This window comes from Paenibacillus sp. FSL W8-1187 (assembly GCF_037965485.1).
Lineage (GTDB): Bacteria > Bacillota > Bacilli > Paenibacillales > Paenibacillaceae > Paenibacillus_O > Paenibacillus_O pasadenensis.
Map to the genome: position 1 here is coordinate 1,209,511 of NZ_CP150181.1, position 23,898 is coordinate 1,233,408.

At 54.4% G+C, this 23,898-nt stretch carries 28 protein-coding genes; 25 read left to right on the forward strand and 3 right to left on the reverse strand.

The window, feature by feature from the left end:
- The first annotated feature begins 30 nt into the window (after positions 1 to 30).
- From NYE40_RS05245 to NYE40_RS05300, 12 genes are all read left to right on the forward strand, one after another.
- Complete coding sequence (locus NYE40_RS05245; RefSeq protein ID WP_339279459.1) at positions 31 to 474, forward strand: hypothetical protein; 444 nt, start codon at positions 31 to 33, stop codon at positions 472 to 474.
- A gap of 228 nt (positions 475 to 702) precedes the next feature.
- On the forward strand, positions 703 to 1,359 hold the full coding sequence (locus tag NYE40_RS05250; RefSeq protein WP_339279460.1) for a DUF4145 domain-containing protein: 657 nt from the start codon (positions 703 to 705) through the stop codon (positions 1,357 to 1,359).
- Positions 1,360 to 1,648: 289 nt separating this feature from the next.
- Positions 1,649 to 2,662, forward strand: a complete 1,014-nt coding sequence (locus tag NYE40_RS05255) for a hypothetical protein (protein WP_339279462.1) — start codon at positions 1,649 to 1,651, stop codon at positions 2,660 to 2,662.
- Between the two features lie 179 nt (positions 2,663 to 2,841).
- Positions 2,842 to 3,264 carry an NUDIX hydrolase gene (locus tag NYE40_RS05260; RefSeq protein WP_339279464.1) on the forward strand — a complete coding sequence of 141 codons (423 nt, stop codon included), beginning with the start codon at positions 2,842 to 2,844 and terminating at the stop codon, positions 3,262 to 3,264.
- 310 nt (positions 3,265 to 3,574) lie between these two features.
- The gene (locus NYE40_RS05265; RefSeq protein ID WP_339279466.1) at positions 3,575 to 3,940 is read left to right on the forward strand and encodes a hypothetical protein; all 366 of its coding nucleotides are present in this window, start codon (positions 3,575 to 3,577) and stop codon (positions 3,938 to 3,940) included.
- Positions 3,941 to 4,124: 184 nt separating this feature from the next.
- Positions 4,125 to 4,577, forward strand: coding sequence for a RidA family protein (locus NYE40_RS05270; protein ID WP_153782899.1), 453 nt, complete (start codon positions 4,125 to 4,127; stop codon positions 4,575 to 4,577).
- An 824-nt stretch (positions 4,578 to 5,401) separates the two neighbouring features.
- Entirely contained in the window at positions 5,402 to 5,848 is a 447-nt protein-coding gene (locus NYE40_RS05275) for a GNAT family N-acetyltransferase (RefSeq protein ID WP_153782900.1), read from the forward strand.
- Between the two features lie 169 nt (positions 5,849 to 6,017).
- A complete protein-coding gene (locus NYE40_RS05280; protein ID WP_339279467.1) occupies positions 6,018 to 6,383 on the forward strand; it encodes a DUF4180 domain-containing protein in 366 nt (121 codons plus the stop codon).
- A gap of 702 nt (positions 6,384 to 7,085) precedes the next feature.
- Positions 7,086 to 7,670, forward strand: coding sequence for a histidine phosphatase family protein (locus NYE40_RS05285; RefSeq protein WP_339279468.1), 585 nt, complete (start codon positions 7,086 to 7,088; stop codon positions 7,668 to 7,670).
- Positions 7,671 to 8,063: 393 nt separating this feature from the next.
- Positions 8,064 to 8,519 (forward strand): VOC family protein, encoded by a 456-nt coding sequence (locus tag NYE40_RS05290; protein WP_153782903.1) that lies wholly within the window; start codon positions 8,064 to 8,066, stop codon positions 8,517 to 8,519.
- 89 nt (positions 8,520 to 8,608) lie between these two features.
- Entirely contained in the window at positions 8,609 to 9,133 is a 525-nt protein-coding gene (gene lepB, locus NYE40_RS05295) for a signal peptidase I (protein WP_194843273.1), read from the forward strand.
- A 4-nt stretch (positions 9,134 to 9,137) separates the two neighbouring features.
- A complete protein-coding gene (locus NYE40_RS05300; protein WP_339279469.1) occupies positions 9,138 to 9,659 on the forward strand; it encodes a hypothetical protein in 522 nt (173 codons plus the stop codon).
- Between the two features lie 80 nt (positions 9,660 to 9,739).
- Here NYE40_RS05300 and NYE40_RS05305 read toward each other — a convergent pair whose 3' ends face one another.
- Positions 9,740 to 10,951 (reverse strand): MFS transporter, encoded by a 1,212-nt coding sequence (locus NYE40_RS05305; protein WP_153782905.1) that lies wholly within the window; start codon positions 10,949 to 10,951, stop codon positions 9,740 to 9,742.
- A 303-nt stretch (positions 10,952 to 11,254) separates the two neighbouring features.
- On the opposite strand from NYE40_RS05305, the gene NYE40_RS05310 reads away from it, so the two are divergent.
- The 3 genes from NYE40_RS05310 (at position 11,255) to NYE40_RS05320 (ending at position 12,922) form a co-directional block, all read left to right on the forward strand.
- Positions 11,255 to 12,214: an NAD(P)/FAD-dependent oxidoreductase gene (locus NYE40_RS05310; RefSeq protein ID WP_339279471.1), complete on the forward strand. Its 960-nt coding sequence runs from the start codon at positions 11,255 to 11,257 to the stop codon at positions 12,212 to 12,214.
- A gap of 104 nt (positions 12,215 to 12,318) precedes the next feature.
- Positions 12,319 to 12,531, forward strand: a complete 213-nt coding sequence (locus NYE40_RS05315; protein WP_339279472.1) for an antitoxin VbhA family protein — start codon at positions 12,319 to 12,321, stop codon at positions 12,529 to 12,531.
- A complete protein-coding gene (locus tag NYE40_RS05320; protein ID WP_339279473.1) occupies positions 12,524 to 12,922 on the forward strand; it encodes a Fic family protein in 399 nt (132 codons plus the stop codon). The genes NYE40_RS05315 and NYE40_RS05320 overlap by 8 nt, the downstream gene beginning before the upstream one ends.
- A gap of 82 nt (positions 12,923 to 13,004) precedes the next feature.
- Here NYE40_RS05320 and NYE40_RS05325 read toward each other — a convergent pair whose 3' ends face one another.
- Positions 13,005 to 13,217 (reverse strand): hypothetical protein, encoded by a 213-nt coding sequence (locus tag NYE40_RS05325; protein ID WP_339279475.1) that lies wholly within the window; start codon positions 13,215 to 13,217, stop codon positions 13,005 to 13,007.
- A 188-nt stretch (positions 13,218 to 13,405) separates the two neighbouring features.
- On the opposite strand from NYE40_RS05325, the gene NYE40_RS05330 reads away from it, so the two are divergent.
- Both NYE40_RS05330 and NYE40_RS05335 read left to right on the forward strand, forming a co-directional pair.
- Entirely contained in the window at positions 13,406 to 14,509 is a 1,104-nt protein-coding gene (locus tag NYE40_RS05330) for a GIY-YIG nuclease family protein (protein ID WP_339279477.1), read from the forward strand.
- A 137-nt stretch (positions 14,510 to 14,646) separates the two neighbouring features.
- Entirely contained in the window at positions 14,647 to 15,501 is an 855-nt protein-coding gene (locus tag NYE40_RS05335) for an SDR family NAD(P)-dependent oxidoreductase (protein ID WP_028600318.1), read from the forward strand.
- Positions 15,502 to 16,155: 654 nt separating this feature from the next.
- Here NYE40_RS05335 and NYE40_RS05340 read toward each other — a convergent pair.
- Positions 16,156 to 16,974 carry an alpha/beta hydrolase gene (locus NYE40_RS05340; protein ID WP_339279479.1) on the reverse strand — a complete coding sequence of 273 codons (819 nt, stop codon included), beginning with the start codon at positions 16,972 to 16,974 and terminating at the stop codon, positions 16,156 to 16,158.
- 297 nt (positions 16,975 to 17,271) lie between these two features.
- Between NYE40_RS05340 and NYE40_RS05345 the strand changes: the two genes are divergently transcribed.
- From NYE40_RS05345 to NYE40_RS05380, 8 genes are all read left to right on the forward strand, one after another.
- A complete protein-coding gene (locus NYE40_RS05345) occupies positions 17,272 to 18,222 on the forward strand; it encodes a VTT domain-containing protein (RefSeq protein ID WP_339279480.1) in 951 nt (316 codons plus the stop codon).
- A 314-nt stretch (positions 18,223 to 18,536) separates the two neighbouring features.
- The gene (locus NYE40_RS05350; RefSeq protein WP_052333570.1) at positions 18,537 to 18,869 is read left to right on the forward strand and encodes a thioredoxin family protein; all 333 of its coding nucleotides are present in this window, start codon (positions 18,537 to 18,539) and stop codon (positions 18,867 to 18,869) included.
- Positions 18,870 to 19,089: 220 nt separating this feature from the next.
- Positions 19,090 to 19,818, forward strand: a complete 729-nt coding sequence (locus NYE40_RS05355) for an amino acid ABC transporter ATP-binding protein (protein WP_101808617.1) — start codon at positions 19,090 to 19,092, stop codon at positions 19,816 to 19,818.
- Between the two features lie 27 nt (positions 19,819 to 19,845).
- Positions 19,846 to 20,703 carry a transporter substrate-binding domain-containing protein gene (locus tag NYE40_RS05360; RefSeq protein WP_101808618.1) on the forward strand — a complete coding sequence of 286 codons (858 nt, stop codon included), beginning with the start codon at positions 19,846 to 19,848 and terminating at the stop codon, positions 20,701 to 20,703.
- Between the two features lie 3 nt (positions 20,704 to 20,706).
- Entirely contained in the window at positions 20,707 to 21,357 is a 651-nt protein-coding gene (locus tag NYE40_RS05365) for an amino acid ABC transporter permease (RefSeq protein ID WP_028600324.1), read from the forward strand.
- Between the two features lie 15 nt (positions 21,358 to 21,372).
- Positions 21,373 to 22,095: an amino acid ABC transporter permease gene (locus NYE40_RS05370; protein WP_084137545.1), complete on the forward strand. Its 723-nt coding sequence runs from the start codon at positions 21,373 to 21,375 to the stop codon at positions 22,093 to 22,095.
- Between the two features lie 211 nt (positions 22,096 to 22,306).
- Positions 22,307 to 23,068: a TSUP family transporter gene (locus NYE40_RS05375; RefSeq protein WP_101808619.1), complete on the forward strand. Its 762-nt coding sequence runs from the start codon at positions 22,307 to 22,309 to the stop codon at positions 23,066 to 23,068.
- A gap of 38 nt (positions 23,069 to 23,106) precedes the next feature.
- Entirely contained in the window at positions 23,107 to 23,895 is a 789-nt protein-coding gene (locus NYE40_RS05380) for an alpha/beta hydrolase family protein (RefSeq protein ID WP_101808620.1), read from the forward strand.
- The last annotated feature ends 3 nt before the right edge of the window (positions 23,896 to 23,898 follow it).

Below are 23,898 nucleotides of genomic sequence, written 5' to 3' on the forward strand. Positions count from 1 at the left end.
CCCTAAACCATTTAATAAAGAGGAAAGCTAATGATTATTCAGATTGTTGATATCAATCTTAATCGTAGGAAACTAATTAGACATGCAGGAACCCAATTGATCCATGGGTATTGGATTAGATTTACACACTCAGATTTTGAAGGTACAGCAAATTTTGTACCCTATAATAAGAAACCTGAGGAAATAATACTTAATACAGACTATTCTGTTGAGACTTCACAAGAAAAAACACTTACATATATTAAAACTGAAAACAGAACACCTAATATTGAATACAAAAGTACAGATGAGAGAATTAATCTTACAGGAGAAATAAGTTTCATTAGTGATGATAAAGAAATTGCTGTATTAAATATTTGGGATGTTGATTTTACCTTTAATAGTGATGAAATAAATATTAAAGAACTTAAACTAAATGATTATATTGAAATCGAAATTAAAGACTTAATATTATGGGATGAAGGTATCTTCTAAGAAGAGAGTACATCGGCTACACCGTATTCACGCTGCGTGGCTGACGCCCCTTGGTCCGACCGAAGTTAAGAAGCCAGGAAGTGGATTCAGTCGGACAACCCTGCGAGCCTAAGTCTGACGACCCGTTCCCTACGGTCACTTAAGGCTCTCGGGATCATAAATACAAGAACGTTAGACGAAATTTCTGGAATATCTAAGAGAATAATTAAAGGAGAGGTAGGTAAAATAATGACGGAAAATAAAGAAAAAATTGAACATATATTTTGCAATGATTGCAATAGAAACACAAAGCACACTTTAGTTGCTGACTATGTCCAACACGGAAGTGAGGAAGTAGAACATCAGTTGGAGATATATTGGACTGATGCTTGGTATGTTTGGCAATGCCGAGGATGTGACGAGCTAACAGGTGTCAAGACGCATCAATTCTCGGAGGATATTGATTATGATGGAAGTCCAATTACTCATACAGAATACTTCCCGAAGAGAGGTAGAGAACAGCATAAACCAAAGGTATTTAAACGAATTCCAGATAAGTTAGAAAATATATATAAAGAAATTATAATTAGTTATAACGATAACTGTAAATTGTTATGTGGGATTGGCTTAAGGGCATTATTAGAGGGAATATGTGTAGATAAAGGTGTTGATGGTAATAACTTATTTGAGAAAATCGATAGAGCAAGTTTCGTTCCTGAGAATATCAGAAATAATTTACATGGATTTCGGTTTCTAGGCAACACTGCAGCTCATGAATTGACACAACCAGAGTTAGAAGACCTAAAACTAGCGATATTAGTAATAGAGGATGTACTGAACCTTGTTTATGACTTGGATTATCGAAGTAAACTAATATTTGACAAGTACAACAAGGGACAAGCATAAGGTTTTTCACTCCTTGATCGTTAGGAGAATAGTCGGGAAAGTTATACTGATATTAAATTCAATTTAGTTTCAGGGAAGCCAAAGCATCGCCTAACATCGTGTTCACGCTTCGGGCCTGACGCCATCGGTCCGGCAGGGGATTGTTCCAAGGAAGCGAAAGCTGCTGGACCACCCTGCGAGGCTAAGGCTGGCGCCCCATTCCCTTCGGTCACTTAAGCCTCTCGGGTTCGTGAACCCACAAAACGTTAGGCGATATAACCGAAAACAAACAAGAAAGAAGTGCTAAATCATGAGGAAATATATCTCTGAATTTGGACTGAATGTCTTTACATCATATAAAACATTAATTCCAGTGGAACATCTAGACAAAGTATTAGATAACGCAAGATATCACATATATTTCATTTTAAGTCTTCCTAGAGTAGTCATCGACAAGAATAGTTTTAAAGTTGATGAAGAGGGATTTAATTTTACTCTTAAAAAAATAACACCGGATAATGAAGAATTAATAGAAATTGATCACTTTTCATTATTTCCGGGACTTGACCATAGAACCTTAAACTTTGAAATTAATTACCCATACACTCAATTAATTTGCAAAGTTGACAATGGTTTTCTTGCCGATTTCTATTATCAGAATTTAAGTGAAACAAATTTGTCATTATCAGAATTTTTGAGAATAGTTAGTTCCCCCATTGATGCACAAGTGTTTTTAAACAAACAGTTAAGTAAATCATGGAAGCCTCTCCAAATGGAAGTTTTATATATTGGGCAATCCTATGCTGGGGGTCATAGGTTTGCTCAACACAGGTTGTCGGCACACTCCACTTTACAAAAAATACTTACTGATTTTCATAGTAAATACCATGATAAAAGAATTTATCTATTATTGCTAGAGATGACTCCAATGTTAAATACCACAATGGATGGCATCTCAAAAAAATACCAAGTAAGTGAACAAGAAGATCAAGAGCATTTAGAGAAGGTACTTAGTAATCTTCCAGTCTATGAACAAGTAATTAACATCACAGAAGCAGCAATGATTAATTACTTCAAACCCTATTACAATACAAATTTTATTGAAAACTTTCCAAGTGCTAAGCATAAAGGCTACAAACAATATTTTGATCTTGATTACAATTGCTTAACCGTTGAGATGGATATGGAATTTGATAATTTGCCAATGATTATTTTAAGTACTGAAACTAATAAGATAAGTAACCCATGGGAGTTCATTGAATTTAATTTATATAACGATTCTGATAGAACCAATATGTATGACATATTTGTAAGTAATTCATAGGAGTCGGTTAAATCGCCTAACACCGTACTCACGCTACGTCACTATCGCGCCTTGGTCCGACCGAAGTGACGATTCTAAGAAGTAGAATCAGCCGGACAACCCTTGCGGGGTTCGTGAATACAACAACGTTATATGAAAGATATGCAGTCCAAATTCAAAATTAGAAAGGAACTCAACCTATGAACAGAGTTGACGTTACTTACTCGTTGATTACTGATAATTCAAAATCTAAAGTGTTATTAGTCAAGAACGTCGGCAATGGAAGCTGGTCTTTTCCTGGAGGGGCTGTCGAGAAGGATGAGACTTTAGAAGAAGCTGCAATAAGAGAAGTAAAAGAAGAAACAGGACTTGATGTTAAACTCTTTGGAATTGTTGCAATAAATGAATGTAAATTCACGAAGTCTCAGAACCATGCAATTTTCATTACATTTAGAGCTGAAATTACTAGCGGAGAAACAGGAATTAAAAGACCCGATGAAATTTCTGAAATTGCATGGATAGAGTTTGAAGAAGCAGACAAGTTACTTCCTTTTTATAACAAAGGAATTCATGAATTAATTAGAGGGGACGAAATTACTTACTTAAATGAAGGCTATAGATAATGGTTTTTTGTATGTAAAGCTCAAAAGGCATATCACTCATATAACACCATACCTAATGTTGTAGATTCTTTGGGCTTCATATAACACCGTGTTCACGCTTCGGGCTGACGCCCTCGGTCTGGTAGAGGAGTGGTCGAGGAAGCTGATGCAGCCAGACAACTCCTGCGAGGCTAAGGCTCCGCCCCGTTTCCTTCGGTCGCTTAAGCTTCTCGGGTTCGTGAACACAAGAGACGTTATCAGAAATCAGCGTTAAAGTTATTAGTGAATATGTCGATCGCCTTCAAAACAAAACTAGAGAGGACGGCCTTGAATGGAATATGTCTCTGATGTAGAGAAATTAGAATCTATAAAGTCATTCCAATCTACAATCAGTAAGTTGGAAAATGCCAATGCTCAGATGACTATGAAAGGAGCAAATATCACATTAACAACGAAAAGACTTAAAGCCTTATACATTGGCCTTGCCACACTAGAATATGTTTGGAATAAAAGATCACATCAGTATAACCAAGAAGAAATAGAAGCAGCTCGCAATGTACTTGCTGGATTATTTCCATCGATTAAATCCAGTTATGATAAGGCAAGAGAGGGTAGTCCTCAGAAGACACTTTTACAAAGAAGAATAAAATCATTGGAATTAGCTATCCAAGCAATTGATGAACAATTAGGTAGTTAAAAGCAAATTGGAAGTATATCAAAGTAGTCGCTGACATCTGATAACATCGAGTTCACGCTGCGGGCCATACGGCCCTTGGTCTGGTTAAAGATTGGCCAGACACATCCGACTTCGTCGGACGTCGTGAATATACGAAACGTTAGGTGAAATCCCAGCGAGATATTGTAAAGGAGCGAATTCAAGGATGGGACAAATTGAAGAGCATTTGCTAAGCCTAGGGATTACACTTCCGCTTGCAAGTAATCCGGCAGCCAGTTATACAAACTTTGTAATTGTGAATGGCTTGATGTTTGTCTCCGGAAAAGGACCAAGCGGGAACCCCAAGGGCAAGTTAGGAAAGGATTATAATACCCGAGATGGCTACGAATTTGCACGGCAGACGGGCATAGAAGTGCTAGCCGTAGTCAAAGAGGGGCTTGGTTCATTAGATAAAGTAAAGAGAGTAGTGAAGGTTCAAGGGTTTGTGAACGCCGAGCCAGATTTTGAGGAGCATCACTTAGTTTTAAATGGATTTTCGGAATTGATGTTCGAAGTTTTTAAAGATAAAGGCATACATGCAAGATCTGTTTTTGGGGCAACTTCTGTGAGGGGCAATCTCCCAATCATTGTAGACTCCATCTTTGAGGTGGAAGAATAGAAAGACCAATTGGAGCGAATCAAGAGGGCTAGGGCATCACCTAACACCGCACTCACGCATCGGTCGCTGTCGCTCCCTCGGTTCGCCGGAGGCAATTCGGAGAAGCGGATTCAGCGGACAACACCTGAGAGACTAAGTCTTGGACCCGGCGTGGCGATAACTTCGTTTGATCGCGCGGCAGCTTAAGCCTTTTGGGTTCGTGAATGCGTAAGACGTTAGGTGAAAACTCGGTAAGAACATCACTCAAACCACAGAAATTCAAAAGGGGATGAAATGATACCAGTTCATGAGATCCGAGAATATATTATGAATTTGCCTGAATCCTACGAGGCAGACATTGGGGAAAACCTTCATTCCGACTTAAGAATAAAGTGTTTGCTGTTCTCCAGGAAGATGGAATAACACTAACGATAAAAACGTCAATAGAAGATCGAGAAATATATACTCAATTAGAGCCTCAGATCTTCCAAGTGCCGAAGACATCATATTCACGCATCGGGTCAACGTTGGCGCCCCTCGGTCCGGCGGCAGCTCGATGTAAATCGATGAGGCATTTCAGTGGCGAAGAAGCATAATCAGCCGGACACATCCGCAACACCGCATCCCCACTTCGGGCTGACGCCTTAAATACGGACCGAAGAGATTTCGGGGGAGTAGTAACAGCTGGACAACCTGAACTGGCTAATTCTACGACCCGCTCGCTGACGCTCACTTAAGCGAGTGAGGTTCGGGGAGGAAACAACGTTATCGGAAATCTCCGAGTTCGAAAAACAGTTTCAGAATACTTTATAGTATCTAGAACAGAGTAGCAGGAGCTGGTACGAATGGAATTTACAATTATCGAATATGATCCTACCTTTGCGTTACAAACAGTTCAGATGTGGAGAGACAGCAAGGAACAAGCAATTGGACAAAAAGAGAAACATTCTTTTGAAGACCATGTATATTTTCTGAACCATATATTGATCGATAATAATAAGGTATTTCTAGCAATTGAAGATACAAACAAGCAAGTAATAGGCATACTCGCCTGTAATGAGAATTGGGTTAATCAATTATATATTCATACTCAATATCAAGGGAGAGGAATAGGGAAAAGGCTCTTAGATCTTGCTAAACAGCAATCTGATAAAAGACTATTTTTATACACATTTGAAGTGAATAAGAAAGCTCAGAAATTTTATGAGAGAAACGGATTTAAGATCGTTTGTAGAGGAAATGAAAATGAAGAGGAGCTTGAAGATATAAAGTATGAATGGACAAAGCCTTGAAATTATTAGTCAGATGAAAACTGGATAATCGCATCGCGGCCGGCACCCATCGATGCCTTAAGGTGGTTGGCGTCGTCAATACAACAACATTATTAGAAATGGCCGAAACCCGAAAATAGATCAGAACTAAAAGAAGTTTTTAAAAACTAATATCAACTGGAGGATGACTATGAATACAAGAAAAATTGAACAAAATGGAGTAGAGATTGCTATTGTTAAGAGCAATGAAGAACTCATTACCGATGTCCAGTCAGCCTTGGATTTTATGGCAACGGTTAGTTATGAAACAGGCTGTAATAGAATAGTTTTAAATAAATCAGCAATATGCGAGGAGTTCTTTGACTTGAAAACGCGCCTTGCGGGAGAAATACTTCAAAAGTTCATTAATTATCGAACGAAGATCGCAATTGTTGGTGATTTCTCAAGTTATTCAAGTAAGAGCCTTAAGGATTTTATATATGAGAGCAATAATGGAAGGGATATATTTTTCTTGTCCAATGAAGAACAGGCTATCGAAAAATTAAGCAGGGTTTAAGTTTACAGACTAAAACTGTACACGTTGATTCGAAGAAGTAGGCCACATTTTTTATCATCTTAATCGCGCTTCGATGTACGCTTATCCTACTCCGATGGCTCCATGAGATGATAGATGGCTCAGTGTATAGATGGAGGAGCACAATTATTATGAATTGTGAAATATGTAATTCAGAAAATACTATAGAGGGAAAGCTTTCAACAGGTTTTGGTGGTGTCGTTTTTACAACAATAACATCGCAAAGAAAACTCCCATTCACGAAGAATTATTCCGTTATCCAAGCTATTGCATGTAAAGACTGTGGACATATTTTTTCTTTGAAATTAGTTACGCCGCAAAATGTGAACCAAATCAAATAAGTCCCTTTTGCAGCTCTATTCATCTTAAGCTATCTTCAGAGATAGAGATAAACCTGCAAAATCAGCTAAATACCTTATTAGGAGTTGGATTAAATGAAAAAACAAAGTTATCGAAATACAGCTATTTTTAATTTCTTTACTGCAATTTGTTTTACCATGTATGTTATCATCTCTGATTCAAGTGATTCAAAATATAGGTACGGATTTTTAATTCCTGCATTTTTATTTGTTGTTATTGGAATCATGAATTTATATCGACATAGGAAGGAACGGAATAAGACATCGGTTTGATGATCGCTCTCAGCACGGGATAAGGATGCCAGGCATTTCCGAGGAGGATTCAATGAACACCATCATCTACATGGTCAGGCATGCAGAGTCGTCCTATTCAGAAGGAAATGAAAGAACGAGAGGCCTGACCTCAAAGGGAATCTTGGATGCAGAAACGATAACAAGCATGCTGAGGGGCGAAGGAATAGACAGAATCATATCCAGTCCTTATGCTCGAGCCGTGCTCACTTTGGAGGGATTGGCCAAGGAGTTGGGTGTGGAGATCAAAACGGACGAGGATTTAAGAGAGAGACATTTTTCAGACGATGTCATCTCGGATGAATACTTCATGCCGGCTCTAAAGAAATCGTTCGAAGACCCTGACTTTGCATTGCCAGGAGGAGAATCAAGCACGGTTTGTCAGAATCGATCGGTAAGAGTGCTGAAGAAGATTTTAGATGAATGCAAAGGACGGAAAATTGCTATCGGATCCCACGGCAATGTGATGACGTTGATGATGAACTATTTTGATTTCCGGTACGAATTCGACTTCATGAATCAGACGACCAAACCGGACGTGTACAAATTGCAATTTGAAGGCTTGGAACTGCAAGCGGTAACAAGGCTATGGAGCGAACAAAAGGATAGAAAGGCATGACGGACTCAAGATTAATTGTATTCATTGTTGTAGCCGCTATTGCTGTAGTTGGTCTTGGACTTTTTCTTGCTCGATATGGAAACAACAGAATCTATGAAATAGAGCTGACGATAGATCAGGTCAAGGATTATTTTTTTAAAAGACACAACTGCAAATACTGTGATACTAGACTAAAAAGAGTCTCCCATGATCAATTTCTTGGTGAAGGATGGTCTAATTTTATGGGGAGATATTCGTATATGAAGGAATTCAAGAAGACTTTCTCCTTGGAATGCCCTCAGTGCCAAAAGAGTTATACCTCTGATGATTATTAATTGACTAACCTAGGAGTCGTGAAATTGGAAAGCGGAATTGACGCGATGACATGAATGAGATTTCATAGGAGGTAATTCCATGACCACCAACAACCTGCTCCGAATGGACAATGTCGGCATCGTTGTCGAATCCCTTGATGAGGCAATTGCTTTCTTCGAGGAGATCGGTTTGAGGCTCGAAGGGCGAGCCAATGTCGAAGGAGAGTGGGCCGGGCGTGTAACTGGGCTAGGAAATCAAAACGTGGAGATCGCCATGATGGCTACTCCAGACGGCCATAGCCGAATTGAGCTTTCGAGATTCCTCACTCCGCCTACGATATCCGATCATCGGACGGCTCCGGTAAATGCGCTCGGTTATCTTCGGGTCATGTTTGCCGTTCAAGATATAGACGAGCTGGTCTCTCGCCTGATCCGCAAGCACGGGGCTGAGCTCGTTGGCGAAGTGGTCCAGTACGGCGACTCCTATCGGCTCTGCTACATTCGTGGCGTCGAAGGGATTCTAGTTGGACTGGCCGAACAGCTCAAAATCAAGTGAAATATGCTGTTTGCATCGATCAGGGAAAGCTTGAGCCGAATGAAAACGTGAAGACAGGGAAGGCATTTAAACCCGAATGAGGTGGCGCATTGAAGCGTTTCTTGAAAACATGGATTCCTAGTCTGATGATCGCGTTAGTCTGCTCTCTGCTCATTCGAACCTATGTCGTCGAGGCGATGGTCGTCCCGACCGGCTCGATGATTCCGACCATCCAGGTCAAGGACCGTGTTGTTGTCGAAAAACTTCTGCCGATCACGCATCTCCGTCATGGCGACAGGATCGTCTTCTATCCGCCGGTTGAAGAGGAGGCAGGCAAGAGATATGTGAAGAGGCTTATCGGACTGCCGGGAGATACGATTCAAATTAAAGACGGCGTGCTTTATCGGAACGAGGAAAGAATCGAGGAGCCTTATATTAAAGAGCCGATGAGGTATGAGTTTGGTCCGATCCAAGTGCCGGAGAAGCAGTATTTCTTTCTAGGCGACAACCGCAACCAAAGTTACGATGCTCATATGTGGGAGACGCCTTTTGTGGATGAGGAAGACTTGATCGGCAAGGTTATTCTGACCTTGCCCACGCACCTGATTTTCGGAAACGGGGAAGAAAGTCGATGATCCCATGAAGACAAAAATAAACGATATTGAGCCCGAAATGAGAAAGCTGCTTGCAGGTTTACTGGTCGTTCTAGCTCTCTTTGCTTCTGTGATCGGTTATATCGTTTTTGATCGACTAGATGCAGAATTATTTAGTCATAGAGCTATCCCCATTCCATATTCGGTCGGATTTGCGCTCTTGCTCCTAGGCTTTGGATTCGTGCTTGCATACCTCATTCGCGAATCCTCCGTTGTATCTTATATCATCATCGCATGGCCGATCATTCATTTGGGCGTCTTATTCATGTCGTTATTGATCGGTCAATTTCTGGAAAACGTGTTGTTCGTCGTGGTGTATAGCGTTGTGGTGCTGCCGATAAATTTAATTGGCGTAAGCATTTCGCTGGGATTCCAGCTCAACCAAGGGTTTGTATCGCGTACCGAAAAAAAAGCGCGGCCTATTGAATTAAGTTTGATTAACTTGGCCATTATCGTCTATGTTATTTTTGAAATTTCAACGGAATATCGGGCTGATTTTTTCTTATAAAGCATCTTAAGTTTGTGAATCAAAAGAACCTCTCGGAATTTCGAGAGGTTCTTTCCATTTCGATAGCGGCTTCGAGAGAATCAAGAACTCTTCGCCGCCAAAACCGCGTGCCGCTCCAGGTGCCGGCTGCGGATGAGCAGCGCGGCGCCGATCAGCATCGCGCCGTTGATGACGAACACCCAGCGGATCGGCAGGATGCCGCCGAGCACGCCGCCGATGATCGGGCCCATCATCGTGGCGAGCTGCGTCGCCGACTGGTTGAGCGCGAAGGCGCGGCCGCGGAATTCCGGCGCGGTCACTTTGACGATGAGCGCGTTCAGCGCCGGATAGACGCCCGCGAAGCAGAGGCCATACAGGAAGCGCAGCGCGCCGAACGCGACGAAGTCATGGACGAAGAACTGCAGCAGGTTGCCGATGCCGCCGCCCATGAGGCCGATGACGAGCACGTTGGTGTAGCCGATGCGCGGGCCGAACTTGCCCCACTGCGGAGCGGCGATGAGCGTGGCGATGCCGACGGCGGAGAACACGAAGCCCGCGACGAGGCTGGCGTTGCCCTCGTTGCCGCCGAGATCCATCATGTAGACGGTGAGCAGCGGCTCCAGGATCATGACGGAGAACGTGCCGAGCGCGACGAGGCCGAGCATCGTGACGAAGACGCGGTTCGAGAACGCCTCCTTGAGGTCGGCGCGGATCGGCGAGCGCACGGCCTGGCGGTTGAACTTATGCTCTTTGACAAAAAAGACGGCGATCAGCGCCGAGACGAGCACGATGCAGCCGGAGAACAGGAAGCTCTCGCGGTTGCTGAAGTAATGGCTGACGACGCCGCCGATGAGCGGACCGATGATGCCGCCGGTCGCCCCGGACGTCGCCATGATGCCGAGCGCGTAGCCGGCCTTGCTCTCGGGCGTGTTGGTGCCGACGAGCGCGATCGCCGCGGGTACGTAGCCGGCGAGCAGGCCTTGGCCGATGCGCAGCGCCAGGAACAGGTAGGGATCATGGACGAAGTAGGTCGCCATGTACAGCGCGGCGAGCGCAAAGCCGGAGCGGATGAGCATCGGCCTTCGTCCGTATTTGTCCGAGAGGGAACCCCAGTACGGGGCGATCAGGGCGCTGGCGAGGAAGGTGATGCCGAACGCGATGCCTGACCAGAGCGTCAGATGGCTCGTGACGCCGAGATCGTTGCGCAGGAACATCGGCATGAAGGGGATGGAGATCGAATAAGCGGTGCTGCAGAAAAAGACGCCGGTCCATAGGACGATCAAGTTGCGCTTCCATAAATAAGTGTCTGCCATAAAGGCGCTTCAGATCCTTTCCAGGGCTGGCCGGACCCGGATCGTAGCCGAGAATAGGGAGGCTCCACGACCTCTCCGAACGCGAAGAAAAACCGTCTCCGAGGAGACGAGATGAACCTAATCCGCACACTTCCGTCCTCTATATTGTACTCCTCCCCTCTGGATATTCCAACCCGCGACGGGAAAAACGGGCATCCGCCAAAGGGCTTGCCGGCTGGCCGATCCGGCAGAAGGTCCGATTAGGAGCCGCCTCGATTCGGTAATAATACGGAAACAGGCTGGAGAGGAAAGGAAGAGGAACCGATGCGATATGATGCGCTCATCGTCGGAGGCGGACTGGCCGGGCTCAGCGCCGCCGTGCAGCTCGGACGGTACAATCACCGCGTGCTCGTCGTCGATTCGGAGGACGGGCGCTCGAGCTTCTGCCTCCGCTACCACAACCTGATCGGCTGGACCGACGGCGTCAGCGGGCCGGAGCTGCGCAAGGCGGGGAGAATCCAGGCGGAGAAGGCTGGCGTGCGCTTCGTCAAGGACAAGGCGGTGCGCGCCTTGGCGCTCGACGGGGAAGGCTTCGCCGTGCACGGGGAGTCGGGCGAGACGTACGAGGGCCGGCGGCTGCTGCTCGCGACCGGCGTCATGGACCGGCTGCCGCCGCTCGAGGGCTTGCGGCCGTGCCTCGGCATCAGCGTCTACGTCTGCCCGGACTGCGACGGCTACGAGCTGACGGGACGGCGCGCGATCGTCATGGGCTCGGGCGATGCCGGCGCTTCGATGGCTCGCATCCTGGCCTATTGGACCGAGGATCTGGTGTACATCAACCATGAACGCAAGGAGGTGTCGGCGGAGCTGCGGGACAAGCTGGGGGAAAAGGGGATCCGCATCGTGGACGAGCCGATCGCCGAGCTGGACGCGGAAGGCGACCAGCTGCGCGGCGTGCGGCTGGCGGGCGGGGAGTGGATCGAGGGCGGCCGCGCGTTCGTCGCCTTCGGCGGCAACGAGGTGCGCTCGCAGCTGGCGGAGCAGCTCGGCGTGAAGCTGCATGCCAACCGCCACATCGAGGCCGATCCGCGCACGAAAATGACGAACGTGAAGCATGTGTGGGCGGCCGGCGACGTGCTCGCCCACTCGGAGCAGGCATCGATCGCCATGGGCGACGGCTCGCAGGCGGCGATCTGGATGCACAAGAGCCTCGTCGGCCGCGAGGGCAGCGAGCTGCTGCAGCCGCTGCGGGATGCGGTGGAGCATGTGGCGGGCAAGGGCTGAGAGGCCGGACGGAATGGAGCTGGATAAGAAGATGGCTGTTTGCTGTGCTCCCTCTTTAGAAAATAGTATTAGTTTATTTCGGATATAATGGACATAATGAAGCGATGAAGAAAGCAGGCGATCCTATGACACCACCAGTAACGGCTAGTATTGAAAACCAAACCGATGCTGCATTTGGCATCGCTAAAGCATCTCTGGAGATAGAAGGTCAAAAATTGACTGAAGACGGAGAAGCGCTTATTTTAAGTCATGCGCGAGGCGAAATGTCGGATGATGAGTTTTTAAAGCGTGCGCTTGAGATCGCACGAAGTGTATAGGAAAAGTTCGAGTCAGTCCAAGTACTGCTACCCAGGCACGGATGTACTTATAAATATTCCAGGGTTTCAGAATCAAGAGCAGCTAACTGCTTTTGAAAACCTTGTCGCAACCTATGCAAATCTTAAGTTGATTGAAAAACCTTTGCCTAGGGAACACTTTTCTCGAAAGTCTGCTCTACTTATGGCCGATCTAAATCATCTGCATCCTTTTCGGGAAGGCAACGGTCGCAGTCTGCGAGAATTTATTCGTTGCTTGGCTCTTCGCGCCGGTTATTCTATAGATTGGAGGCGAGCTGACTCAAAGGAGATCCTGCTTGCAACGATTGAATCAGTAACCGATGAGAGCCACTTAGAAGAACTCATATATCGATGTATTTCCAAACTAAGTTAAACCCAAAGGACCGCCCCTTAGAGCGGTTCTTTTGTCTTTCAAGGCTGGATTTCCTCAGACGTGCAATTCCAGCTTGCGGCAGTCAAACGCGCCGGCTTTCCTGCGCGAGCCGGGCGGCGTAGGCGCGCCAGCGCTCGATCGCCGGACTACGGCGGAGCGTGAGCGCCGACAGCGCGGAGACGAAGGCGAGGCGTAGATAGGCTCCCCTGAAAATGTCGAGCGCAGAGAAGACAGGATCCTTTTCGATAATGCGGAACGATGACGCAGCGCTGGGACGGCGGGCAGTCGACGCCATGGCAGTCAGCCTCCTTAAATCGAGAATTGTCTGAATTATAACATATCGACCAGCACCTTCCATATGGGGCGCGACTGATCTTCCCTTTTCCAGAGGCCGAGGGTACAATGAAGCTCCTGGAACGTTTGTTTGGCTGTTGGAGCTCCAGGAACTCCGCATGCGAGGGGGAACTTCAGGCGATGGCCTTTATGTTCAAGGCAGGCGACTATCCCGAGAAGCCCGGCTGCTATCTGATGCGCGATGAGCAGGACCGGCTGCTGTACGTCGGAAAATCGAAGAATCTAAGGAGCCGCCTGCGGTCCTATTTCCATACGAACCACAAGAGCAAGCGGCTGCGGGAGCTGGTGGCGAACATCGCCCGCATCGAGGTGCTGCTCGTCAACAACGAGACGGAGAGCCTGCTGCTCGAGAACAATCTCATCAAGATCCACAAGCCTCCGTACAATCGGGCGCTCAAGAAGGACAACAGCGGCTACGCCTACCTGATGCTCACCGACGAGGAAATTCCGCGTCTGGCTGTGCATTACCGCGACCGCAGGGAGACGGAGGAGCGGATCGCCGCCACGGCGGCTCCGGGCAAGCGGTTCGGGCCGTTCGCGAGCGCGCGTTTCCGCAACGAGCTGCTGGAGTTCGTCGCCGACCACTACAAGCTGCGCTCTTGCACGAAGCTGCCCAAGCGGGCTTGCCTGCTGTACCATATCGGGCGCTGCGGCGGCATCTGCGAAGGCCATATGAGCCGCGAGGAATACATAGAGCAGGTGCGCCAGGTGTCGGAGCTGCTGTTCGACGGGAGCAAGGTTGCGCTCGTCGCCCGCATGTACGCCCAGATGACGGAGTACGCGGAGCAGCTCAAGTTCGAGAAGGCCCAGAACATGCTGAGCCACATCCGCAACCTGGAGAAGACGCCGGAGAAGCAGATCGTCGACCGGGAAACGGATCTGATGCAGGAGGTGCTTTACTTCGGCGAGGACACCGTGCTCGTGGCCAAGGTGCAGCAGGGCATGCTGCGCGAGCTGCAGCTGCATGGCCTTGATGGCGGCGGGGAGGCGGCCTGCGACCGCTTCCTGATCCGCCGCTACCGCGAGCAGCAGCTGCCGGACGAGCTGATCGTCAACCGCATCGCCGACCCGGCGGCCGTGCGCCGTGCGCTGCGGCGCCCTGCGGACCGCTCGCGGCCTGCGCTCGTCATCACGCAGCCGAAGCGCGGCTTGAAGCATTCGCTGCTCCAGCTGTGCAAGCAGAACTACGAGTTCCGCATGGAGGCGGCAGCGGCAGCGGCGGACAAGCGTTGAATAGGGCGCGAGGCGGCTGCGGGAAGGGGGCGAGACTGACTGGCGCGAGAAACGACGGCTAGGGCAGGTCGGGACGATCCGCGCGGCTTCGGCGGAGCCTCTCCGTGGTAATGGAGAAGAAAAGGAGGGCTTGAGCGATGGCGCAGCCAATCATGCTAGTCACCGGCGGGAACGCCGGCATGGGTCTCGAGACGGTCATCGGACTGGCCCGCTCGGGAGCGAGGGTCGTGCTGCTGAGCCGCGATCCGGGACGCGGAGCGGCGGCTCGGGAGGAAGCGCTGCGGCGCAGCGGGCCCGGTCCGGCGGACATCGAGCTGGTGACCGCCGACCTCGCTTCGCTCGCGAGCATCGAGGCTTTCGCAGAGCGGTTCCACAGCCGCTACCCGCGGCTCGACGTGCTCGTGAACAACGCCGGAGTCGTCACGATCCGGCGCGAGGAGACGGAGGACGGCTTCGAGCGGATGCTCGGCGTCAACCATCTCGGCCATTTCGCGCTGACCGGGCGCCTGCTGCCCGCGCTGCTCGCAGCCCCGGCGGCGAGAGTCGTCGTCGTGTCCTCCGGGGCGCATAAGGCGGGGCGGATTCACGATCCCGACCCGCATCTGCGCAAAGGCTTCAACGTGGTCAAAGGCTACGCTCAGTCCAAGCTCGCAAACCTGCTGTTCACGCTGGAGCTGCGCGAGCGGCTGCGGGAGACGGCGGTCCGCGCCCATGCGCTCCATCCTGGAGCGGTGGCGACAAGCCTCGGCGTCAGCCGGGAAACCGGCTTCGGGCGCGGCATTTACAGACTGCTGCGGCCGTTTTTCCAGACGGCGGAGGAGGGAGCCGCGACGGCGATCCATCTGGCGCTGTCCGAGGAGGGCGGCCGCGAGGGGAGCTTGTACTACGCCGACAGCAAGCCGCTGCGGCCCGCCGCCAAGGCGGAGGATCTCGACGCGGCCCGGCGCCTGTGGGCATGGAGCGAGCAGCAGACGGGCGTGCGCTGGGACTGAGGCTTTGACGAGGCTTTGACGGCGGATGGGCGGCAGATGGACGAGGATGGACGGCAGATGGACGGCGGATGGAAGAGGATGGAAGAGGATGAACCGTGGATGGCCGCGGAGCATGAAGTAAGAGCGAGCTGCTCCCGGCAGCCCGCTCTTTTATTGTTGCATGCCCTTGCCCGATGCCGGATTCCTAAGTGCTCGATCCTGCCGGCTACGCTGAGGGCGGCTTTGCTAACGACGACTGAGACGCTTACAGACCGTTTTTTCGCCTGTGCGGATTTCTAACGACGGCTCAGACGCTTAAAGCCGCCCGCTCCTCGTTTTTGCAGGCTTTTGGGGAGTTTTGCTGCATCTAAGCGTCTCACGAGTCGTTGCATTTTTCGGAGTCGTGATTTAGCCCCTCTAACAATCTGATCCGTCGTTAGCCTGTGGCGGCGCGCCTAAGGACGGATGCCGTGGGCAACTGGTAACGGCTTCAGATTGGCAAGTGTCTGCGACTGTGAAACAGAGCCGACGCCATCAAGGCAAGCTGCGGGCAAACCGCAGGCAAGCTGCGGGCAAGCCGCAGGCAAGCCGCAGGCAAGCTGCAGGCAAGCTGCAGGCAAGCCGCGGGCAAGCTGCGGGCAAACCGCTCCGGTTCCCTCGGGCGGCGACTTGCCCTCAAGGCAGGCCGCGGACGAACTGCTCCAGCTCCTGCTGGAAGCGGTCGGCTTCGTCCTGGAACAAGCCGTGGCCGCTTTTGGCGAACCGGACCGCCGACGCGCCCGGTATGGCGGCGGCCAGTCCTTGGGCTGCCTCGGGCGTGACGACCCGATCGTGGGCGCCGTAGAACACCACCGTCGGAACGGCGATTCGGGTGAGCTCCTCCGCGCTCGTCCGCTCCTGCTGCATGGCGCGGGCGAGGCCGAGCGTCGCGCTAAGCGGACTGTCCATCGCGAGGCCGGAAAACCAGCTCGTATACTCCGGGCTGTGGTAGCGGTAAAAAAGCTGGCGGGCGAACTCCGCCGCCATCTGCGGCCGGTCGAGCCGGGCGTGGCGGATGAGCCGCTCGAGCCGTCCGCTCGCCTCGTCGGCTGTCGGAGCATCCGGCTGGAGCAGGGACGGCGCGGCCGGCGAGATCAGCAGCAGGCCGCTGACGCCGCTGCCCGCGTGCCGGCTCATGTAGCGGACGGCCGTCGCGGCTGCGGAGGAAAAGGCGGCAAGCGCGAAGCGCTCCAGTCCGAGCGCATCGACGATGCGCCGCAAGTCGTCGGCAAGCCGGTCGCTGCCGTAGCCGTCCGCCGGCGCGTCGGAGCGGCCGAAGCCGCGCAGGTCCGGCGCGACGCAGCGGATGCCGGCTTCCGGCAGCAGCGCCAGCTGGCGATCGAACATGCGATGGCTGAGCGGCCAGCCGTGGAGGAGCAGCACGGTCTGGCCGCCGGCAGGGCCGGACTGATGGGCATACAGCGAGACGCCGTCGTCGGTCGGCACCCAGGTCATGGAAAAAGCCTCCTTTTCACGAGATCGTCTGTTACTGTATGAGCCGTCCGGCCCGCATATGAGCGCCTGCGGCCGGCAGGCTTCCCGGCAGGCAGCCCGGCAAGGGGAGGTGCCGTACGCCTGCTCGGCTTCGGACGGAGGCGGTCGCTCCAGGATGATGGGATCGGATCGGGCTTGCCGAAGTTGATCTTTTCGCATCGCTTGGGCATATAATGGATGACAAGCCCTGACCTGCGCGGAGCGAGGCGCCAGTCGCGCCATGGACGAAACGAACGATGAGCCGAAAGGGGGATGGAGGTGAATAGAAGCTTCGATTCCGGTGGCGGAAGCCGGCTGGGCGGGCAGGAGCCTGAAGAGCGCTCGGACCGTCCGGCCCGCGCCCGAGAGGACGTGCCGGAGAATCCGAGCCATCCGGCCCGCGCCCGAGAGGACGCGCCGGTGAATCCGAGCCGTCCGGCCCGCGCCCGAGAGGAGATGCCGCAGAATCCGAGCCGTCCGACCCGCGCCCGAGAGGACGCGCCGGTGAATCCGAGCCGTCCGGCCCGCGCCCGAGAGGACACGCCGGCGGGGCCGAGCCATCCGGCCCGTGCCCGAGAGAGCGGGCCGAGGAGCATCTGGCCGCGCCTGCTCGCCGTGCTGCTGTACGCGGCGCTGCTCGCGCTCGTCTGGTACGAGCGCGAGGCGATCTCGGCCTGGCTGGCCGGAGCGCGGCCGGCGCCGCTGCCGATGCTGGCGGCGGCGTTTGCGCTGGCGTTTTTCCCGGTGTTCCCGTACGCGGCCGTCATCGCCACGCTCGGCTATCTGTTCGGCGCGCTCGGAGGCGGCGTCATCAGCCTGAGCGCCACCTGGCTCGCATGCCTCGCATCCTACGCGGGCTTCCGCCTGCTGTTCCGCGACCGCGGCCGCGCCTGGCTGGAGCGGACCGGCCGGCTCGATCGGCTCGTGCGGCTGACGGAGCGCAGCCCGTTCCTGTTCGTGCTCGTCGCGAGGGTCGTGCCCGTCGTGCCGGAAATGACAGTCGACGCCTACGCCGCGCTCACCGGCATCCGGCTGCGGACCTATGCGGCGGCCTCGCTGCTCGGCAAGGCGCCCGGCATGCTGTTCTTCGCCACGCTCGGCGGCAGCGGCGGCAGCGGTCCGCTGCGGATCGGCGCGCTCGTGCTCGCTTACCTGGCGTTCCTCGCGGCGGTCTTCATCGCCTACCGGATGCTGACTGCCCGTCCCGCCTCTCCTCCGGAAGCCGACTGACTGAGCCGGCGCCCGCGCGGGCATGAAAAGCCTGAAGAGGAGGCCTCGAACGACTCGCATCCTTGGGAGGAGCGACTACATGCCGCGCTGGATGGCCGGCAAGCTGCCGGCGCATGGGAATGGCAAGCAGGAAAGGCGCGGCGGCGATGCCGAAACAAGCCGGGACTGGCCTGGCGGAAAACGAAAAGCAGAAAAGTGAAAAGCGGAAAACGATAAGCCGAAAGCCGAAAGCCGAAAGTCGAAAGCGCAGAAACGGGAGCCGGGCCAGCCTGGCGCCGCGCCGCAACGAAGAAAAAAAGAAAGGCTGGGGAAGCATGGGGTTGACGGAAACGAGCGAGAAGGAATTCATGGCGATCGGAAGGCTTCACCGCCAGGAGGCGGTCTTTTTTGCGACGCCGCTGTGCGGCACCTGCAAGGTAGCCGAGCGCATGCTGGAAATCGCCGCGGCCGCGCCGGGGACGATGCCGGTGCAGAAGCTGAACGTGAACTTTGCGCCGACGCTGCGGGAGCGGTGGAAGATCGCCAGCGTGCCGGCGCTCGCGTTGCTGGAGGACGGCGTCCCGTACCGGATCGTCTATGCGATGAGATCCGCGGGCGACCTGTACGAGGCTCTGAGACAAAAGCGGCAGGACCAGCCGCACGGTTGAGGCCGACGATAGGAAAGCATTCGACATCATTCGCGTTAATCTACCTGACATATTGGGTGGATTTTTTTCTATTTATGGGAAAAAAGTCGCATAAATGAGCCCGGATTTATTTTTTTATTCAAAATATCGGAGGGTTAGGTTATGATATTTGACACGACCATGACGTTTTATCGAGTTCATGGCCTAGAGGTAGTTCAAAATTCCGAATGGGAGGCCAGGCATGATCTCTTTCCGGCAGGTCAACAAGCATTACGGCAGCTTTCACGTGCTGAAGGACATCGATCTGGATATCGCCGAGGGCGAGGTCGTCGTCATCATCGGCCCTTCGGGCTCCGGCAAGAGCACGCTGCTCCGCTGCATCAACCGCCTGGAGGACATCTCCGGCGGCAGCCTTACCATCGGCGGCGTCTCCGTGCATGACAAGACGACGGACATCAACGCGCTGCGCCGTGGCATCGGCATGGTATTCCAGCATTTCAACCTGTACCCGCATCTGAAGGTCATCGACAACATCACGCTCGCGCCGGTGCAGGCCGGCAAGGTGAGCAAGGAGGAAGCGCGGCGCACGGCGATGCACTACCTGGAGAAGGTCGGCATCCCGGACAAGGCGGAGTCCTATCCGTCGGAGCTGTCGGGCGGCCAGCAGCAGCGGGTGGCGATCGCCAGGGGGCTCGCGATGAAGCCGAACGTCATGCTGTTCGACGAGCCGACGTCGGCGCTCGATCCGGAGGTCATCGGCGAGGTGCTCTCCGTCATGAAGCTGCTGGCCAAGGAAGGCATGACGATGGCCGTCGTGACGCATGAGATGGGCTTCGCCCGCGAGGTCGCGGACCGGGTCGTCTTCATGGACGAGGGCCGCATCGTGGAGCAGGCCGCTCCGGCCGACTTCTTCCGGCAGCCTGAGCAGCCGCGGGCGCGCGACTTCCTGAGCCGCGTCATCAACCATTAGCACGAGATCGAAAGGGGACGAGAAAAGATGAGAAAAAGAAGATGGCTTGGCGCAGGGGCATCCCTGCTGCTGCTGGCGACAGTCGCCCTGACCGGATGCGGCGCGAAAAACGAGCCGGCGTCGACGAATACGGGCGGCTCGGCGTCGACCGCTCCGGCAGACGATGGCTCCGCCGTGCAGGCGATCAAGGACCGCGGCAAGCTCGTCGTCGGCGTCAAGTTCGACACGAAGCTGTTCGGCCTGAAGGATCCCGGCAGCGGCGAGGTCGAAGGCTTCGACATCGACGTCGCGCGCGCGATCGCCAAGAAGATCCTCGGCGACGAGACGAAGCTCGAGCTCAAGGAAGTGACGAGCAAGACGCGCATCCCGATGCTCGACAACGGCGAGATCGATCTCATCGTGGCGACGATGACGATCAACGAGGAGCGCAAGACGCAGGTCGACTTCTCGGATGTGTATTTCCACGCCGGCCAGTCGCTGCTCGTCAAGAAGGGCAGCGCGATCAAAAGCATCGACGACGTGACCAAGGACACCAAGGTCATCGGCCAGAAGGGCGCCACCTCGATCAAGAACATCGAGGAGAAGGTGCCGGGCCTGCGCGTGCAGCAGTACGAGAACTACCAGGAGGCGTTCACCGCGCTCAAGGCCGGCAAGGGCGAGGTGCTGACGACCGACAACGCGATTCTGTTCGGCATGAGCCAGCAGGATCCGGAGTATGTCGTCGTCGGAGGCACGTTCACCGACGAGCCTTACGGCATCGCCGCCAAGAAGGGTAATGCCGATCTCGTCGCCGCCGTCAACGAGACGCTCAAGGAACTGAAGGACAGCGGCGACTACGCGGCCCTCTATGAGAAATGGATGGGCGAGAAGCCGCCGGAGGAATAACGGATGGACTTCTCCTTTGTCGGCTCCTACTCCGGAGATTTCCTCGAGGGCTTTAAGAATACGATCTACGCCAGCCTGCTCGGGCTGGCCGGCAGCTTTGTCCTCGGCCTCGTGCTCGCCGTCATGCGCATCGCGCCGTGGAAGGCGCTGCGGGCGATCGGCACGGCGTACGTCGAGTTTTTCCGCAACATCCCGCTGCTGCTCGTCGTGTACATCTTCTACCTCGGCCTGCCGTCGCTCGGCGCCGATCTGGACGGCTTCGCCTCCGGCACGCTCGGCCTCATGATCTACACCTCGGCGTTCATCGCCGAGGCGGTGCGGGCCGGCATCCAGTCGGTCCCGGCCGGGCAGATGGAGGCGGCGCGCTCGACCGGCCTCAGCTACGTGCAGGCGATGCGGCTCGTCATTCTGCCGCAGGCGGTGCGCATCGTCATTCCGCCGATCACCAACCAGTTTCTGAACCTGGTCAAGAACTCGTCGATTCTCGGGGTCGTCGCTGGCTTCGACCTGATGTACTTCGCCGACAACGTCAACAGCTATACGTTCCAGACGATGGAGACCTATATGGTCGCGGCGGCGTTCTATCTGATCCTGACCGTTCCGCTGGCCTATGCGACCAACGTGCTTGAGCGCAAGCTGGCGCGGACGGGCTAGAGAGGAGGAATCGGCATGGACTTCGCAGGCGCATTCAGCTCCGACAATTTGCTATTCCTGCTCAAAGGCTTCGGCATGACGCTTATCGTCGCCGCCGTCGCGATCGTGCTCAGCTTCATCCTCGGCACGGCTCTCGGCCTCATCCGCTACAGCCGGATCAAAGGGCTGGGGACGCTGACGATGCTCGTCGTCGAGACGATCCGCAACCTGCCGCTGCTGCTCATCATCTTCTTCGTCAAGTTCGCCTTGCCGGAGGTCGGCATCCAGCTGTCCACGTTCTGGGCGGCGGTCGTGGCGCTGACGCTGTTCGAAGGCGCGATGATCAGCGAGATCGTGCGCAGCGGCTTGCAGTCGGTCAATAAAGGGCTCGTGGAGGCGGCGCGCTCGTCGGGCCTCACCCAGGCGCAGACGCTGCGGCATGTCGTGCTGCCGATCGGGATGCGCCGCATGGTGCCTCCGCTCGTCAGCCAGTTCATCTCGCTGCTCAAGGATACGTCGCTTGCGGTCGTCATCTCCTTGCCGGAGCTGATGCACAGCGCCAACATCGTCTACGGGCACGACGTATCGTACGTGTTCCCGGTGCTGCTGCTCGCGGCCGTGCTGTACTTCGCCGTCAATTACAGCCTCTCGCTGCTGTCCAAGCGGCTGGAGAGCAACGAAGGCGCGCGCCGGCGTACGCCCGGCGCGGGCAAGGGCAAGCCGGCGGCGCCGGCTGCCACGGCCAAGGCGCAGGCTTGAATCGACAGGAAAGGCGTTCTTTGCGCCACGAACGGGACGAAGAGGGGGGTCTCCCTTCTTCGTCCCGTTTGCGTTGCGCTGGCGGCGGCGCTTTTTGAAGCGGCAGACCGACAGATCCCGTAGACAGCTTCCGTGCAGCGAGCCTACAATGAAAGAGCGTCGCCGCCCGGCGGCGGCACCTAATTCTACCTAACAAATGAGGTCGGCTAAGATGAGCTGGGAACTATTCGTCTGGATCGCGGCAGGCGGCTTCCTGGCGGCCTTCGTCGACTCTGTCGTCGGAGGCGGCGGGCTCGTCTCGGTGCCCGTGCTGATGTCGGCGGGACTGCCGCCGCATCTGGCGCTCGGCACGAACAAGCTGGCCGGCACGATGGGCTCGCTGACGAGCATGCTGGCCTTCCTCCGCTCGGGCAAGATCGAGGGCCGGATCGTGCGGCGCCTGTTCCCGCTGACCGTCGCCGGCGCGGCCGGCGGCACGCTGCTGCTCCAACTGCTGCCGTCCGACTGGCTGCGCCCGCTCGTCGTCGTCCTGCTCTCGCTCATCACGGTCTATACCGTATTCAAGCGCAGCTGGGGCGTCGACGGCCAGGCGCGGCGGGCGTTCACCCGCCGCTCGGCGGCGCTGATCGCCTGCGCGGCGTTCGCGCTCGGCGGGTACGACGGCTTTTTCGGTCCGGGCACGGGCTCGTTCCTGATCTTCGTGTTCCTGATGGCCGGATACGACTTCGTGCGGGCCGCCGGCAACGCCAAAGCGCTCAACTTCGGCAGCAACGTCGCCAGCCTGGCGACCTTCGCCCTGCTGCAGAGCATCGACTGGACGATCGGCCTCACGATGGGCGCCTTCATGGTGCTCGGCTCGCTCGCCGGCTCGCGCCTGGCGATCCGGCGCGGAGCCCGCTACGTGCGGCCGCTGTTCATCGCCGTCAGCACGCTGCTGCTCCTGCGGCAGGCCTGGGAGCTGCTGCGCGGCTGAACCAGCCTTACCATCCTATTGAAAAGGGGATTTTGCTCATGGCGCTTGCGCAAACCAGTTTCTTCTCCGACGTGCTCGGACTGAGCTGCTCGATGAACGTCATTTTGCCGCAGCAGACGAAGCGGCAGATCGGACTGGAGGGCAAGGCGGCCGACGGCCGCTTCCCGGTGCTCTACCTGCTGCACGGCTTGTCCGACGACCACTCGATCTGGCTGCGCCGCACGTCGATCGAGCGTTATGCGGCCCAGTACGGCCTGGCGGTCGTCATGCCGGCCGTGGCGCGCAGCTTTTACACGGACATGAAGGTCGGCCACCGCTACTGGACGTTCGTCAGCGAGGAGCTGCCCGAGATCGCGGGCGCGCTGTTTCCGCTGTCGGACCGCCGCGAGGATACGTTCGCCGCAGGCCTCTCGATGGGCGGCTACGGCGCGTTCAAGCTGGGACTGGCTTGTCCGGACCGCTTCGCGGCGGTCGCCAGCCTCTCGGGCGGGCTCGACATTCGCGGCCGTTACGACAGGGCCGGCGTGGTGGCTCTCGCCGAGGTCGAGTCGATCCTCGGCAAGCGGGAGGAAGCCGTCGGCGGGCCGAATGATTTGTTCGCGCTTGCGGAACAGCTGTCCAGCCTTCCGAAGGCACGGCAGCCGCTCCTGTACCAGTGCTGCGGCACGGAGGATTTCCTCTACGGAGAAAATGTCGCCTTCCGCGAGCATGCCCGGTCGCTCGGCCTGCCGCTGACGTACGAGGAAGGCCCCGGCGAGCATGAATGGGGCTACTGGGACGCGCAGATCCGGCGCGTCCTGGAATGGCTGCCGCTGCAGCAGCTCTGATGC